General features: G+C 62.4%; 15 protein-coding genes and 1 pseudogene. 5 read left to right on the top strand and 11 right to left on the bottom strand.

Annotated features, from left to right (window positions below):
- The 5 genes and pseudogenes from EN949_RS11425 to EN949_RS11450 form a co-directional block, all read right to left on the bottom strand.
- A pseudogene (locus tag EN949_RS11425) lies at positions 1-619 on the bottom strand (helix-turn-helix transcriptional regulator); the annotation flags it as partial.
- A 246-nt stretch (positions 620-865) separates the two neighbouring features.
- Positions 866-2,428, bottom strand: a complete 1,563-nt coding sequence (guaA, locus tag EN949_RS11430; protein WP_024502342.1) for a glutamine-hydrolyzing GMP synthase — start codon at positions 2,426-2,428, stop codon at positions 866-868.
- 48 nt (positions 2,429-2,476) lie between these two features.
- The gene (locus tag EN949_RS11435) at positions 2,477-3,145 is read right to left on the bottom strand and encodes a 5'-methylthioadenosine/S-adenosylhomocysteine nucleosidase (RefSeq protein WP_127366780.1); all 669 of its coding nucleotides are present in this window, start codon (positions 3,143-3,145) and stop codon (positions 2,477-2,479) included.
- Between the two features lie 142 nt (positions 3,146-3,287).
- Positions 3,288-3,746 (bottom strand): PaaI family thioesterase, encoded by a 459-nt coding sequence (locus tag EN949_RS11440; RefSeq protein WP_013530371.1) that lies wholly within the window; start codon positions 3,744-3,746, stop codon positions 3,288-3,290.
- A gap of 140 nt (positions 3,747-3,886) precedes the next feature.
- Entirely contained in the window at positions 3,887-5,176 is a 1,290-nt protein-coding gene (locus EN949_RS11450; RefSeq protein WP_024502340.1) for an RsmB/NOP family class I SAM-dependent RNA methyltransferase, read from the bottom strand.
- 181 nt (positions 5,177-5,357) lie between these two features.
- Between EN949_RS11450 and EN949_RS11455 the strand changes: the two genes are divergently transcribed.
- A complete protein-coding gene (locus EN949_RS11455) occupies positions 5,358-6,035 on the top strand; it encodes an MIP family channel protein (protein ID WP_013530368.1) in 678 nt (225 codons plus the stop codon).
- Between the two features lie 87 nt (positions 6,036-6,122).
- On the opposite strand, the gene EN949_RS11460 is transcribed toward EN949_RS11455, so the two are convergent.
- The 4 genes from EN949_RS11460 to EN949_RS11475 form a co-directional block, all read right to left on the bottom strand.
- The gene (locus tag EN949_RS11460; RefSeq protein ID WP_127366010.1) at positions 6,123-6,929 is read right to left on the bottom strand and encodes an amino acid ABC transporter ATP-binding protein; all 807 of its coding nucleotides are present in this window, start codon (positions 6,927-6,929) and stop codon (positions 6,123-6,125) included.
- Positions 6,926-7,867 carry an amino acid ABC transporter permease gene (locus tag EN949_RS11465; RefSeq protein ID WP_013530366.1) on the bottom strand — a complete coding sequence of 314 codons (942 nt, stop codon included), beginning with the start codon at positions 7,865-7,867 and terminating at the stop codon, positions 6,926-6,928. The genes EN949_RS11460 and EN949_RS11465 overlap by 4 nt, the downstream gene beginning before the upstream one ends.
- 143 nt (positions 7,868-8,010) lie before the next feature.
- The gene (locus EN949_RS11470) at positions 8,011-8,868 is read right to left on the bottom strand and encodes an ABC transporter substrate-binding protein (protein WP_127366009.1); all 858 of its coding nucleotides are present in this window, start codon (positions 8,866-8,868) and stop codon (positions 8,011-8,013) included.
- Positions 8,869-8,961: 93 nt separating this feature from the next.
- A complete protein-coding gene (locus EN949_RS11475; RefSeq protein WP_127366008.1) occupies positions 8,962-9,969 on the bottom strand; it encodes a 2-oxoglutarate and iron-dependent oxygenase domain-containing protein in 1,008 nt (335 codons plus the stop codon).
- A gap of 101 nt (positions 9,970-10,070) precedes the next feature.
- Here EN949_RS11475 and EN949_RS11480 point away from each other — a divergent pair, with 101 nt between their 5' ends.
- The 4 genes from EN949_RS11480 (at position 10,071) to EN949_RS36520 (ending at position 12,422) form a co-directional block, all read left to right on the top strand.
- A complete protein-coding gene (locus EN949_RS11480) occupies positions 10,071-11,015 on the top strand; it encodes a nucleoside hydrolase (protein WP_127366011.1) in 945 nt (314 codons plus the stop codon).
- A 114-nt stretch (positions 11,016-11,129) separates the two neighbouring features.
- The gene (locus EN949_RS11485) at positions 11,130-11,804 is read left to right on the top strand and encodes a TetR/AcrR family transcriptional regulator (protein WP_127366007.1); all 675 of its coding nucleotides are present in this window, start codon (positions 11,130-11,132) and stop codon (positions 11,802-11,804) included.
- Between the two features lie 181 nt (positions 11,805-11,985).
- The gene (locus tag EN949_RS36515) at positions 11,986-12,153 is read left to right on the top strand and encodes a LysR family transcriptional regulator (RefSeq protein WP_127371516.1); all 168 of its coding nucleotides are present in this window, start codon (positions 11,986-11,988) and stop codon (positions 12,151-12,153) included.
- The gene (locus tag EN949_RS36520) at positions 12,150-12,422 is read left to right on the top strand and encodes a LysR substrate-binding domain-containing protein (RefSeq protein ID WP_245459064.1); all 273 of its coding nucleotides are present in this window, start codon (positions 12,150-12,152) and stop codon (positions 12,420-12,422) included. The genes EN949_RS36515 and EN949_RS36520 overlap by 4 nt, the downstream gene beginning before the upstream one ends.
- A 243-nt stretch (positions 12,423-12,665) precedes the next feature.
- Here EN949_RS36520 and EN949_RS11495 read toward each other — a convergent pair whose 3' ends face one another.
- Both EN949_RS11495 and EN949_RS11500 read right to left on the bottom strand, forming a co-directional pair.
- The gene (locus EN949_RS11495) at positions 12,666-13,769 is read right to left on the bottom strand and encodes a calcium:proton antiporter (protein WP_127366006.1); all 1,104 of its coding nucleotides are present in this window, start codon (positions 13,767-13,769) and stop codon (positions 12,666-12,668) included.
- 69 nt (positions 13,770-13,838) lie between these two features.
- On the bottom strand, positions 13,839-15,611 hold the full coding sequence (locus EN949_RS11500; RefSeq protein ID WP_027160983.1) for an AMP-binding protein: 1,773 nt from the start codon (positions 15,609-15,611) through the stop codon (positions 13,839-13,841).
- Between the last annotated feature and the right edge of the window lie 37 nt (positions 15,612-15,648).

Genomic DNA, 15,648 nt, shown 5'->3' on the forward strand with positions numbered 1-15,648 from the left:
CGAAGAGCGTCTTTTCCTGATCGAACAGCGTGTTCGTTGCCCTGACGCGACCATTGCCGGCGAGGACGGCCGCCGGAAGTCCGATCGTGGCCAAGGCATTCACCGTGCCGCGGGCGCGCTCCAGGCCAAGGCGCGTGGCGGCAAGGCTGGCGCGCGCCATGTCGGGCCGCAAGCGGTCGAGCAATCCAAGATGCTCCGGTGCATAGGCGCCATCTTCCAGACCGCGCTGGAATACGAACATAACGAGCTCGCCGCTAGGCATCGGGATCGCCGCGCAGGTATTTGCCCCGAGCCCCAGTGTGCGCAACCGGATACGCACTGGATCGTCCCGAATTTCCTGCGGGGTCATGAAGCTGTCGACATCGATGAAGCTTGCCGGCCGCAGTTCGCTCATGCGCGTGGCGGCGGTGGAAAGCCGCAACGTCTCGTCTGCCGTGACTTCCTTCATCAGGCCCTGCAGGGACGGAATCGCCTTGCCACGGACAGGCAATCCATCGGCGAAAACAAAGAGTGCCCCACCCTTCGACGCCGCAGCACGGGTGACCCCCTCGAGAACGGCGGGCCATTTTTCTGAAATGAACGCTGCTTCATAAAGCGAGTCGACAATTTCCGTGAGCATGTGCCATATCTTCAGGCAGCGTATGTCTTGTGCTACATTGCACTTACACTAGCATAAATCCAGCCAAATTTGAAGTCTCCGGCAGCGAAACTTGCAGATTTGGAACACATCTGGCTCCATCCGGATCATAAGCTGCTGCCTTGAAGTAGTTTCGCATTCGGCTTGGGAGAATCCGCCTGATGATCGAACCGACGGCATCCTATAGGGCGAGGCCAGCCGAAACCACGTTGTTGCCGCCTAATCCCCCTACTCCCACTCGATTGTTCCAGGCGGCTTCGACGTCACGTCGTAGACGACGCGGTTGATGCCGCGGACTTCGTTGATGATGCGGGTGGCAGCAGCTCCCAGGAAGGCCATGTCGTAGTGGTAGAAATCCGCCGTCATGCCGTCGACCGAGGTGACGGCGCGCAGCGCGCAGACGAACTCGTAGGTGCGGCCGTCGCCCATCACGCCGACCGTCTGCACCGGCAGCAGCACGGCGAATGCCTGCCAGATGGCATCGTAGAGGCCGGCCTTGCGGATCTCGTCGAGATAGATGGCGTCGGCTTCGCGCAGGATCTCCAGCTTTTCGCGGGTGATGCCGCCGGGGCAGCGGATGGCGAGGCCCGGGCCGGGGAATGGATGGCGTCCGATGAAACTCTCGGGCAGGCCAAGCTCCTTGCCCAGCGCCCTGACCTCGTCCTTGAACAGTTCGCGCAGCGGCTCGACCAGCTGCATGTTCATGCGCGCCGGCAGGCCGCCGACATTGTGGTGCGACTTGATCGTCACCGACGGGCCGCCGGTGAAGGAGACACTTTCGATCACGTCGGGGTAGAGCGTGCCTTGCGCCAGGAATTCGGCGCCGCCGAGTTTCTTGGCCTCTTCCTCGAACACCTCGATGAACAGCCGGCCTATGGTCTTGCGTTTTTTCTCCGGATCCGACTCGCCCTCGAGGGCGTCGATGAAACGGTCCGACGCGTTGACCAGAATGAGCGGCAAATTGTAGTGCTCACGGAACATCGCCACCACGCCCGCGGCCTCGTCCTTGCGCATCAGGCCGTGGTCGACAAGGATGCAGGTCAGCTGGTCGCCGACCGCTTCGTGGATCAACAGCGCGGCAACGGAGGAATCGACGCCGCCCGACAGCGCGCAGATGACCTTGCCCTTGCCGACCTGCTTGCGGATCGCCTCGACCGCGTGCTCGCGGTAGGCGCGCATGGTCCAGTCGCCCTCGATGCCGGCGATGTTGTGGACGAAGTTCCTGAGCAGCCGGGCACCGTCGGGCGTATGCACCACCTCGGGGTGGAACATGATGCCGTACATCTTGCGCTCGATGTTGCCGAAGATGGCGAAGGGCGAGCCCTCCGATTTGCCGAACACCTCGAAGCCGTTGGGCAAGGAGATGACGCGGTCGCCATGGCTCATCCACACCTGGTGGCGCTGGCCGGGCGCCCACAGGCCCTCAAACAGCGGGCTGTCCTTCTGGATCTCGACGAAGGCGCGGCCGAATTCGCGATGGTCGGAGCTTTCGGCGACGCCGCCCATCTGCACGCACATGGCCATCTGGCCGTAACAGATGCCGAGCACCGGCACGCCGGCGTCGAAGACGATCTGCGGCGCGCGCGGACTGCCTATATCGCCGGTCGAAGCCGGGCCGCCGGACAGGATCACGGCTTTCGGATTGATGCGCTTGAATGCCGCTTCGGCCGACTGGAACGGCACGATCTCGGAAAACACGCCGGCCTCGCGGATGCGGCGGGCGATGAGCTGGGTGAACTGGCTGCCGAAATCGACAATCAGGACGGTATCGGGATGATTGGCTGTTTTCATGGCGAGCGTTTAGAGAAAGAAATGAGTCGACGCAATGGGTTGCGAGTTTCAGAGCGGTCTGGCGTCTTCATGCGGCGAATCTTTCAGAAGCGTGCCCAAACCGATGGCCTGTTCGAGCCGCATGACGGCCTCCGCCAGCTTCTCATCGATGACTTCAAGATATTCGGTCCAGTCGCCGACATGCCTGAGATCCGCCGCCCCGTCGGAAATGCCGCGCAGCCCGATCAGCGGAATGTCGAACAACTGGCAGGCGCGCAGGCAGGCGAAGGTCTCCATGTCGACCATGTCGGCGTTGACAGCATCATAGGCCGCACCGGTGATGATCGCGCCGCCGGTCGATAGCGTCGCCTGCTTGATATCAGGTATCTTGAAGGGCAATGGCACGGTCACCGGCAGGTCGAGGAAGGGTGTGGCACCCTTCTCGAAGCCGAGCGGCGAAGCGTCGATGTCACGGTAGCTGACCGAAACCGCCTGGTAGATTCCCGTCTGTTCCAGCGTCCGGCTGCCGGCTGAGCCGAGCGACACGACGAGGTCGGGCAGGGTTTTTTGCGACTTCAGCCAGGAGAGTTCAGCGCCTAGCCTGACGCCGGCCTCGACCGGACCGACACCTGTCATCAATGGCGTGAACAGCTGCTTGAGATGCGGACCGTATTCGGCCTGCGCCGCCATGACGAAGAGGACGTCCTTGCCCGACAGGCGGCGAATTTTATCGGTCATGATGATTTGCTCCTCTCCGCCCGATCATCTGCCTATCTGCGCCGCCGCTCGCCGGGACCCGCTGCCTCCGGCAGCTCCCGGCGTCCGTGGCCTTTCATCGTGCCACCGGCACGATGAATTCGCCTGCGGCGAACCGGCCCACTCACCCTTCTATGCCATCACGCCCGACCACCGTCATCATCGTTCCGGTCATGGTGGCGATCAGCTTGGCCTCGCCGTCGGCGGCAAAGGCGTAGGCCTGGCCGTCGGCAACGATGATGGTGCGGCCTGGCTTGGTCACCGAGCCGCGGAACAGGAAGCGCTCGCCCCTGCCCGGCGCCAGCAGGTTGACCTTGAACTCGATGGTCAGCACGCCGGAATTTTCCGGCATCAGCGAAAAGGCGGCATAGCCGCAGGCCGAGTCCAGCGCCGTCGAAATGACGCCGGCATGGAGGAAGCCGTGCTGCTGGGTGAGTGCCGCCGAATAAGGCATCTCGATCTCGATGATGCCGGGCGTCACCAGCGTCAGTTCGGCGCCGATCGTGGCCATCGCCTTCTGGCGCGCGAAGGAGGTCCTGACGCGATCCTCATAGTCGGGGGCGGGTACGATCTTTGCTGCCATGGCCGCTGCCTTCCTTTATGCGGATAAGCTTATTGCAGAGGCATGGACGGCAGGCAAATGCTTTTGCTGCACTGCACAATCGGCCTGGCCTGCCGGCTGGCGCCACGCATCCACCAGGAATTGGCGACATCCGATCGGATTCAGGCCGACCTGCGCAATGCACAGAAGTAAAACCCGTCGGTGCCGCTCAGCGCCGGCGACAGCGAGATGTCGCCTTTGGCGCCGATGCGCGCGGCTGCCGGATGGCCGGGAAAACGGCTGTCCCAGAGCTGGCGGTGGTCGACGGGAACAAACCCGCTGTTACGGTCCCGAAAGGCTGCGATCTGCTCGCCATTCTCCTCATCAAACACCGAGCAGGTGATGTAGACCAGCAGGCCGCCCGGTTTGACATAGGCTTTGGCTGCATCGAGGATCGCCGACTGTTCGCCCTTGCGGGTATCGAGCTGCCTCTGCGTCAGCCGCCATTTGGCGTCGGGGCGGCGCCGCCACGTGCCGCTGCCGGTGCAGGGCGCGTCGACCAGCACGATGTCCATGTGGTTGCCGAGCGGCGCGAGTTCCGTGGGCTTGGTGACCACCTGCACATTGCGGTTTTCCGAACGACGGATGCGGTCGAAGATCGGCGCCAGCCGTGCTTTCTCCGCATCGTGGGCAAAGATCTGGCCACGATTTTCCATCGAAGCCGACAGTGCCAGCGTCTTGCCGCCGGCGCCGGCGCAGAAATCCAGCACCTGCATGCCGGCTTCGGCCCCGGCAAGGGCGGCCGCGATCTGCGAGCCTTCGTCCTGGACCTCGAACCAGCCCTTCTGGAAGGCCGGTTCGGCCTGCACATTCGGGTGCCGGCCATCGCCGTCGATCGGCGGAATGCGGATGCCGTGCGGGGCGATTGCCGCGGGTTTCGCGCCGGTTCCCGTCAGTTCGGCCAGCACCTTGTCGCGGTTGGCCTGCAAGGTGTTGACCCTGAGGTCGAGCGGCGGGCGCGTCGCCAGTGCGGCGCCCTCGTCGGCCCAACTTGGGCCGAAGGCTCGCTCGAAAAGCGGCGCGCACCAATCGGGAACATCCGCCCGCACCGCGTCCGGCGCATCGGCGAGCCGACGGTCGGCGATGGCCTGAAGCTCGGCGGCGGTCAGCAGCGGCGGTGCGAACTTGTCACCATCCAGCGCGTCGTTGAGCGATTGTGCCGTCTGCCCCCATTCGAGCAGCAGGGCGCCGAAGCCAATGGCGCGCGGCGTGTCCTGCCCCAGCAGCCAGCCCGCGGAACGCTTGTGGCGCAAGGCGTCATAGACGATGTTGCCGATGGCCGCACGGTCGCCGCCGCCGGCGAAGCGATGCGACAGGCCCCAATCCTTCAGCGCGTCCGCCACCGGCCGGTGGCGCCGGCCGATGTCTTCCAGCACTTCGATGGCCGCAGCCAGCCTTCCGCCCAGTCGCATTGTCTTGTTCCGTCACGCAGAAAATTATTCCGGCCCTGCTCTAGAGCGCGCAACCGGCGCGCACAAGCAGGTCGGCCGGCACAACCGCTCTGCTTTCCAACTTTTCTGGTTGCGAATACTCTTCCGATTGTGATTCGCGGCGCGAAAAGGTGAACCGGCGGATCGACACGAGGAGAGGGCAATGAAGACTTATCTGGCGGAAGTTCTAGGCACATTTCTATTGGTGTTCATCGGTACGGCTTCTGTGGTGACGGGCGGCTTCGGCGGCGCGCTGCCGCTTGGCCAGGAAGGCATCGGTCTGGCGTTCGGCATCGGCCTCATCGCCGCGGCCTATGCGATCGGCCCCATTTCGGGCGCGCATCTCAATCCGGCGGTGACGCTCGGTGTCTTCCTTGCCGGCCGGCTGCCGGCCAAGGACGTCATCCCCTACTGGATCGCGCAGGTCATCGGCGGCGTCCTTGCTTCACTGGCGTTGTGGATCATCGTCTCCGGCCAGGTTGGCGGACACACCACCGGCTTCGGCGCCAATGGCTGGGATGTGACGAAATGGGGTGTCAGTTCGGCCTTCCTGTGGGAAGTGATCGGCACCTTCACCTTCGTCACCGTGATCCTTGGCGTCACGGCCGAAAAGCACTCGACGGCGTTCGCCGGACTGGTCATCGGCCTGACGCTGGCAGGGCTGCACTTCGCCATCATCCCGGTGACCGGCACGTCGCTCAACCCGGCCCGCTCGATCGGTCCGGCACTGTTTTCGGGAACTGCGGCGATCGGCCAGCTCTGGCTGTTCATCGTGGCACCGTTGATCGGCGGCGCCATTGCCGGCGTCGTCGCCAAGGCGCGCATCTTCGAGAAGGACTGAGCTTTTTTGGAAGGCTGAATATGCGAAGGCGCGGGCCATGGCCCGCGCTTTTTTTGTGGATCTTCTCTTGGGTGGATTCTCTTGCCGTCAAAGCACCCGCGACAGGAACTCGCGGGTTCGGGGCGATACCGGATTGGCAATCATCTCGCGCGGAGCGCCGCGTTCGATGATCACACCGCCATCCATGAAAACCAGCTGATCGCCGATCTCGCGGGCGAAGCCTACCTCGTGGGTGACCACGACCATCGTCATGCCGCTTTCGGCCAGATCGCGCATGACCTGCAGCACCTCGCCAACGAGTTCGGGGTCGAGCGCCGATGTCGGCTCATCGAAGAGCAGGACTTTCGGCTTCATCGCCATCGCGCGCGCGATGGCGACACGTTGCTGCTGGCCGCCGGACAGTTCCCTCGGATACCGGTCGACCTTGTCCAGGAGACCGACGCGCCGAAGCAGAACCTCCGCTTCGGCCTCTGCCTGGTCCGGGGGGATGCGCCGAACCTGCGTCGGCGCCTCAATCAAATTCTCCATCACGGTCATGTGGGAGAACAGGTTGAACGACTGAAACAGCATGCCGGTCTCGGCGCGCCGCCGGCAAAGCAGGTCGTCCTTGACCTCGTAGAGCTTGTCGTCCCTAAGGTCGTAGCCGACGAACTGACTGTCGACGAGCAGGATGCCGGCGCTGAGCTTCTCGAGATGGTTGATGCAGCGCAGGAATGTGCTCTTGCCGGAACCCGAAGGGCCGATGATGCAGGCGACCGATCCGACGGGTACGTCGAGATCGACACCCTTGAGAACCTCGAGCGGACCATAGGATTTGCGCACGCCGCGCGCGAAAACCATGGAGTCGGCTGGGACGCCGAAGCGGGCGCGATTTTCGTCCTTCACGTCGCTCATCGGGAAATGCCACGCAGGCTGATGATGTTGCGCAGGAAGCGCATCGTCACGGCATCGCGGCGCGTATCGCTGCGACCGAAATGTCGCTCGAGGAAATGCTGTCCCACCGACATGATGCTGACTACCGCGAGATACCAGAAGGCGACCACGATCAGAAGCGGGATCGTCTCGAAGGTGCGCGCATAGATGCTCTGCGCCGAATAGAACAGGTCGTCGACGGCGATGAATGTCACCAGCGACGTCATCTTCAGGAGGTTAATGGCCTCATTGCCGGTTGGCGGCAGTACGAAGCGCATCGCCTGCGGCAGCGTGATGCGCTTCAGGATCATGCGGTACGGCATGCCAAGCGCGCTCGCCGCCTCAGCCTGGCCCGACGGCACCGACTTGATGCCGGCCCGGATGATCTCGGCCATGTAGCCCGCCTCGCACAGGGAAAGGGCGACGACGGCAGAGAAGAACGGAGTCATGAAATCATTGGTGCGCACGGAAAACAGCGTGCCGACAAAGGGGATGGTCAACGAGACTTCGCGCACCAGCAGCGACAGGTTGAACCAGAAGATCAGCTGTATCAGGGCCGGTACGCCACGGAAAAACCAGACGTACAGACCCGCGAAGGCACGCAGCACCGGGCTTGGCGACACGCGCATGATGGCGATGACCGTGCCGACAACGATCGCCAATATCATGATCACCGCGGTGAGCATCAAGGTGTTGCCAAGGCCGCGCATGACAGAGGGATGCAGGAGGTAACTCACCACCGTAGGCCAGGCAAAGGCAGGGTTGCTGGCGAAGGCCCGGATGATCAGGAATGCCACCAGCAGGGCCAGCGCCGTGCCGACCCAGATGCCGTAGCGGCGCTGCGGCATGACGGTCAGGCGCGAAACCGCCTCGGCGACGCCCGGCTCGATGCGTATCTCGTTTGGGTGGGCCGCGCCCATCGCTGCTTCTCCTGGTCTTGATCCGGAAGCGGCGCCCGGCACGAGACCGGACGCCGACAACCGCTATCGCATCAGCCCCAAATGATTTCGGAAAGCATGATCAAAGTTTTAGAACAAAGTGCGTCCGACTGGACAAAACTTTGTCAGTCGGCGCGCAACGCCTCCATGCTGCCGACGAAATAGGGCTCCTTGATCGCGTAGGCGCCCATGCCGTATTTGTCGAGAATAGCCTTGTAGGTGCCGTTCTTGAACAGCTCGGAGAGTGCGCCCACCATCATATCGGCGGTCTCCTTGTCGTCCTTGGCGATCGCCATGCCGAGCGGCGCGACTTCATAGAGGGTCGGCAGCACCACGAGCTGGCCCTTGCTGGTGACCTCGAAATAGCTCGAGGCGGTCGCATCGTCCATGCGGGCGTCGACGCGGTCGGACAGCACCGCCTGGACGATATCCGTCGACGAGTTGAAGACCGATTTTTCGATGGCTGCCTGGCCCTTGCCGGTGCAATCCGTGCTCAGCTTGTCGACCAGGAAATCCGATGCGCTGCCTGCCGAAACGCCGATCCGCTTGCCGCAGAGCGGGGTGTCGCCGCTGAAACTCGCCTTCTTGTCCGGCGCCGTCGAAACAGCCAGGCCGGCCTTCAGGAACATGACGAAATCGACCTGCTTGAGCCGCTCCGGCGTGGCGGAGAAGGTCTCCCAAGCGACCTTGAAACGGCCGGCCGCCAGGCCCGGTATCATCGAGGGGAAAGGTGTGCGCGCCACGTCCAGCTTGGCGCCGACCAGCTTGGCCACCTCACCGGCCAGTTCTATGATAATCCCGGTCTGTTTGCCGTCGGCGTCGAGATACTCGAAAGGCGCATAGTCCAGCGTGTTGGCGACGGTCAGCATGCCGGTCTGCTGAACCTCGGCCGATTTCGTCACCTTGGCGGCGCCTGAAGGTCCGCTCCAGGCTATGGCAAGTGCGGCCAGCGCCAAACCTGCCATCTGTAAATGTGCTCTCATTTTCGTTCCCCTTTTTTGATTACAACGGTTCCTGCAGTCTGCTCTCCAATCAGGGCCTCGCGTCCTCATCGGCCCAGCCAAGCATTGATCCGTCTATGTACCGGCTGCTTCCGCAGCCCTTTTCTTGCGGTAATGGTAGTTCTTGTCGATGCGCTCCATCAGATAGTCGCCGTAGAGCACCGGCTCATATTTCGGCTGGCTACCGGCCGGCACGCAGACCGGCAGCGCCTCGATCGTTTCATCCATGGACGGGTCGAAGAAGAAGGGCTGGGAATAGCGCTCGCGCCCCGACCGGTTGATGACGCGATGCGGCGTCGAGACGAACTGGTCGTTCGACCAGCGCGCCAGGATGTCGCCCACATTCATCACGAAGGAGTCGGGGACCGGAGGCGCGGGAACCCATTCGCCCGCCTTGTTCTTGACTTCCAGGCCGCCGACATTGTCCTGCGCCAGCAGTGTAATGAAGCCGTAATCGGTGTGAGGGGCCGAACCGAATAGCCCCTCCTCATGCGGCTGCGTCGGGTAGTGCAGCAACCGCAGGAAGGTTGTCGGCTGATCGAAATAACGGTCGAGACTGTCGGTCGGAAGTCCAAGCGAAAGAGCGATGGCGCCGACCATTTTGCGGGCCAGTGTGCTCATCTCATCGACATAGCGTTCAATCGTCGGCCTGAAACCAGGAAGCGTTGCCTCGTCCGGCCACTGGTTGGGACCCTGCAGCGGCTTGTCGGCCAATGTCCTGGGGTCGTCAGCCTCGACCTCGTGCATGAAGAAGATCGATTCGCTCTGGTTCGGCTTGCTTACTGTCGCCACCGACGACGTCACGATCGTCGAGCCGGCAAAGGGCAGGTAGCCGCGGAAATTCCTGTCGATCTTCAGCGCCAGTTTCTGCTCCTCGGGCAGAGCGAAGAAGCGCTTGCTGGCTTCGCGAACCGCTTCGACGTCGGCACGCGGGATCGGATGCCCGACGACATAGAGGAAGCCGATCGTCTCGAGATGGCGGCGCAGTGTCGCCGCCGTCGCGGCGATCGCTTCCTGGTCATCGCCATAGAGCGCCGACACATCAATGATCGGAATTTCGGAAAAGTCGCCGCGTGCGTCCATTCGAACACCTTGTCTTGAACATAAGATACAGTACTGTATTTCTACACATCCAAATCGCCTCAGCAATAGGCTTTCGAGCACAACGGGAAAAACGCGGCACAATGGCACCACGCAAGATAATCATCGACACCGACCCAGGTCAGGATGACGCGTTCGCGATCCTTTTCGCGCTAGGCTCGCCAGCCGAACTCGAGGTAGTCGGCATCACGACAGTCGGCGGCAACGTGCCGCTTGCCCTAACGTCGAAGAATGCGCTCAAGGTCGTGGAACTTGCCGGACGACCCGATGTGCCGGTCTATGCCGGCTGCCCGGCGCCGATGGTGCGCAAGCTGATCACGGCCGAGTATGTTCACGGCGAAACGGGCCTCGACGGCGCCGATCTGCCCGAACCCGTCACACCGCTGCAGAGCGAGCACGCAGTCAATTACCTGGTGCGCACGATCATGGATGCGCCGGAAGGCGCGTTGACCGTCTGCACGCTCGGGCCGATGACCAACCTGGCCATGGCCATGACCATGGAACCGAAAATCGTCCCTCGGCTGCGCGAAGTCGTGCTGATGGGCGGCGGCTTTTTCCAGGGCGGCAATGCCACGCCTGCCGCGGAGTTCAACATCTTTGTCGATCCGCACGCCGCGCACAAAGTGTTCGACAGCGGCGTCCCGGTGACGATGGCCGGCATCGACTGCACCTACACTGCCCTGATGACGCCTGAATGGCTCGACGCCCTGCGCGCCACCGGCCGTCGCGCGGCGATCGAGGCCGCCAACATGGCCGACTTCTATCGCCAATACGGCACCCACAAATTCGCGACGTCGGCGCGTCCCATCCACGATGCGTGCGTCACTGGTTACCTTCTGGCCCCCGGGATCTACGAGCAGCGCCAGTGCGCCGTGACGGTCGATATCGTCTCGCCCGAGACCATAGGCATGACCGTCGTCGACTGGTGGCACGTCACTGGCCGCCGCAAGAACTGCAACGTGCTGCGCCGGATCGATCCGGCGCCGTTCTTCACGCTGATGCTGGAGCGGATCAGTGCACTGCCCTGAAAATGCGTATCCGGCGATAGACGGTGACACGGAGAATTGCGAAGCAGTCACGGGGCGGTTCGATAGGCGAATCGGCCATGCGCGTTGCGCGCGGCGACGAAGGTCTCGAATTTCATGAACGGGAAAGGCGCGCTGGCGAAAACGAAACGACCGCCTCGACCGGCGGTGCGATCAAAAGCGGCGCGGCAGACGCTCAGCCGTGAGGCCTGGATTGCGGCGGCGCGCAAGGTGCTGGAAAAGCGCGGCATCGGCGAGGTCAAGATCGACCGCCTGGCGCAGCAGTTGAAGGTCACGCGGGGCAGCTTCTATTTCCATTTTGCCAGCCTGGCGGACCTTCGCGGCGGCCTCTTGCAGGAATGGCGAAACAGCAATTGCGCGCCGTTCTGGGCGATGCGCGAGATCCACGACATAGACGGCCTGCAGTTCTTCACCGACATCGTGCATGTCTGGGTGGGTGAAGCCCCTTTCAGCCCGCTGCTTGACCTGGCTGTTCGCGATTGGTCACGGACATCGAAAAAGCTCGCTCAGGAAGTCAAGGACATCGACGATCTGCGCATCGCGCTGCTCATCCGGGCGTTCCGCGCCATGGGCTATTCGGAAGACGAGAGCATCGTGCGGGCGCGCATCACCTATTTCCACCAGATCGGCCAGTACGCACTGTCCTTCAAGGAAGACCCGGCCGTGCGCCGCCGCTACCAGCCACTGTTCGGAGAAGTGCTGCTCGGACCGCTCGTTCAAGAACCCGGCACGGCGCCGAAGTCGACGGAGATGCGGGCCGATCGTCGTTAGGACCTCTGGCTGGAAACAGTCGTGCCATCTGGAACGGGTCGGGCCGCGTTGTGGCGAGGAGCAGCACCTGTCGCAAAATCGCCATAGGCGGCAGTAAACCTCGAAGCCATTGTCCTTCAATCTCCGGAACCGTGCTAGAGAGCGCTACCGATTGAATAGCGCCTGCTGGTTCGAGGTCCCATTGACAAAACGGCTATCGGATTTCGACGTTGGCTTGCTGCTGACACTCGATGCGCTGTTGAAGCACCAGAACGTCACCCATGCGGCGGCGAGATTGAACATTACCCAATCGGCCTTGTCGGCCCGCCTGACGCGGCTGCGTCAATTGCTGAACGCCCCTGGCACTTGAGCCCGAACTCGTCCGGCTGCTCGGTTGAGCGATTTCGTGAATACTGCTCATCTGTTCGACCCGCCACAAGCAAACGTGTCTATCGCATTGCCGCAACGGACAATCCGGCAGCGATCCTGGCTCCGGACCTCATTCCGCGGTTCAAATCCCAAGCTCCCAACGCAAAGGTCGCCTTTACGGTGCCCGACAAGCCGAGGATCGTCGAGCACCTGGAGCAGGGCGACATCGATCTCTTCATCGGAGCCGCGGAAGACGTTCGAGTGGCCTGATCAGGCAGAAACTGTTCGAAGAGGAATTCGTCACCGCCCAGGGGCACGGCCATCCGCGCGGCAAGGGACCGATCACCCTGGACGAATTCTGTGCCCTCGACCATCTGCTCATTTCGACGATGCAGCGCCATGGCGGCGTGGACGCCCCACCGATGTTGGATGCCAATCGGGGTTTACAGCCGACGTCAGCCATTGCCCAGCCGCAGCGCGAGCCAGCCCTCAAGCGCCAACCTGAGCCAGAGTTCATGGTACAAATATAAGAAATATGTATGTAAGAAATACCACGATATGGACAGCGCCCGTCAAGAATGTTGTTCTTTCAGTACTAAAGCTCACATTGCATATGAAGAGCGCTAAAATCAAAAGCACTGTGTCAGTCGCTGGAAGCCCCAGGGTTAACCCTCTGCCCGTCAGCAGGCTGGCGGCTGCGACCGCCGGTATTGTCAAACCGATTGTGGCGCAAGCGGAACCCATCGCGACATTCAAACCGCGTTGCAGCTCATTGTTGAGTGAAGCGCGAACCGCCGAAATGGCCTCCGGCATCAACACCAGCCCGGCGATCATTGCCCCCACAATGCTGTCAGCCTGGGTCACCTGGTAGGCAACGAGCGTATCTTCGACGCTTGCCGCGACCTGCTCGGCGAGCATGACAATGCCGATCAGCCCGATCAAAAGCAGCAATGCGCCGGCAAAGACGCTTTCGTGAGGAGCAGTCCGCAGCGAAACGCCGTGGGCCTGCCCTTCGACAAAGTCTTCCCGGTGGCGGACAGTCTGCGCGAACACAAAACTTGCATAAAGCAGCACCGAAAGCACGCTCACAAAGCCAAGTTGAGCTGCCGAAAATGTGCCCGGCCCCGTAGCTTGTGTGTAGGTCGGCAGAATAAGCGTCATGATGGTCAGCGCGATCAGAACCGCCAAATATGCGCTGGTCCCTTGTCGAACAATTGCCTGCTTGCGATGGCGCCAGCCGCCAAGCGCAAGACAGGTGCCGACGACGCCGGTAGATGCAATCATCACCGTTGAAAAGACGGACTCACGTGCAAGCGTCGGGTTGTTCTCTCCATGCAGCATCATGGAAACGATGATCGACACCTCGATTGCCGTCACGGCAAAAGTCAGCACCAATGTGCCGTAGGGCTCTCCTACACGCCGAGCCACAGCCTCGGCGTGGTCGAGCACCACGAAAATGGTGGTGAACATGATCGCACTCGAAAGCGCTCCGACGAGTATCCTGACGCCCAGCGAACCTTCGTCCGCCGACAGCCCGCCGGCCCTGACGGCGACAGCCATCACCAAGGCGGCCAGCGGCATCGCATATGAAGTCACCGAACGTCCGAAACCGCTCATGCAAGCCCCTGCACGCTGCTGCGAACCGTGGCTGCATTCGCGCACCGACAGATCGAAGCGTTCACCCGTTCACGCCGTCTTCTGCGCCACCAGTCCCAGCTCCTCCACCATCGCCTCGCGCATCAGGAACTTCTGCGGCTTGCCGGTCACCGTCATCGGCAATTCGGTGCGGAAGCGGATGTGGCGGGGGATCTTGTAATGGGCGATCTGGCCGGCGCAGAAGTTTCTGACCTCCTGCTCGGTGGCGATCTGGCCGGGCTTGAGCACGATCCAGGCGCACAGCTCCTCGCCATATTTGGCGTCGGGAATGCCGAACACCTGCACCTCCTTGACCTTTGGATGGCGGTAGAGGAATTCCTCGACCTCCCTGGGATAGACGTTCTCGCCGCCGCGGATGACCATGTCCTTGACCCGGCCGACGATGTTGCAATAGCCCTCGGCGTCGATGGTGGCGAGGTCGCCGGTGTGCATCCAGCCGTCGGCGTCGATCGCCTCGCGGGTCTTGTCGTCGTCGTCCCAGTAGCCCTTCATCACCGAATAGCCGCGCGTGCAAAGCTCGCCCGGTACGCCGACCGCAACTGTAGCGCCATCGGCATCGACCGCCTTGACCTCGACATGGGGGTGGATGCGCCCGACGGTCGAGACGCGCTTTTCCAGGGGGTCGTCGACGCCGCTCTGGAACGACACCGGGCTGGTCTCGGTCATGCCGTAGGCGATGGTCACCTGTTCCATATGCATCAGCGACACCACCTTTTTCATCACCTCGATCGGGCATGGCGAACCGGCCATGATGCCGGTGCGCAGGCTGGAGAGATCGAAGGCGGAAAAATCCGGATGATCCAGCAGAGCAACGAACATGGTCGGTACGCCATAGAGCCCGGTGCAGCGTTCCTGAGCCACAGCCTTCAGCGTGGCGCCGGCGTCGAACCCTTCTCCCGGGAAAACCATGGTGGCGCCTTTCGAGACGCAACCCATCGTGCCCATCGACATGCCGAAGCAGTGGTAGAGCGGCACCGGTATGCAGAGCCGGTCGTCGGCGGTCAGCTTGATCGCCGAAGTGACGAAATTGCCGTTGTTGACGATGTTGCCGTGGGTCAGCGTCGCGCCCTTGGGGGCTCCCGTGGTGCCTGAGGTGAACTGGATGTTGATGGCTTCGCCCGGCTTCAGCTTCTCCGAGATGCGGTCGAGGCTGTCATGCTCGTCACGCCCGGCCATGGCCAGCACATCACCGAAATTGAACATGCCGGGCGAGTTCTCGTCACCCATGCGGATGACGATCTTCAACGCCGGCAGTTTTTGTGCCTTGAGCTTGCCCGGCGTGGCCTTGGCGATCTCGGGTGCCAGCGTCTCGATCATGCCGAGATAATCTGACGTCTTGAACCTGGCAGCGGTGACCAGCGCCTTGCAGCCGACCTTGTTCAGCGCATAGTCGAGCTCGGTCAACCGATAGGCCGGGTTGATGTTGACCAGGATCAGGCCGATGCGGGCGGTGGCGAACTGCGTCACCAGCCATTCCCAGCGGTTGGGCGACCAGATGCCGACGCGATCGCCCTTTGCCAGGCCCAGTGCCAGGAAGCCGGCGGCCAGCGCATCCACCGTGTCCGAAAGTTCGCTCCAGGTGAAGCGCTTGTTCTGGTCGACGAAGACGGCGGCGTCGAGCGTGCCATATTTGCTGACCGTGTCGGAAAACAGTGCGGGGATGGTGTTGTCGAGCAGCGGCACGCTGCGTTCGCCAGAGACATGCGCCCTACCATCGACGGGTGCGACGAAGACACCGCCCGCTCGCGCTCCGCGTCCGCGCAGATTGCTGGCATTCTTCAGCTCGTCGAGATTGACCGGCATCGCTCTCTCCTCCCGGGATTGGCCGAGCCTATCAGCC

Source organism: Mesorhizobium sp. M7A.F.Ca.US.007.01.2.1, assembly GCF_003998165.1.
GTDB classification, from domain to species: domain Bacteria; phylum Pseudomonadota; class Alphaproteobacteria; order Rhizobiales; family Rhizobiaceae; genus Mesorhizobium; species Mesorhizobium ciceri.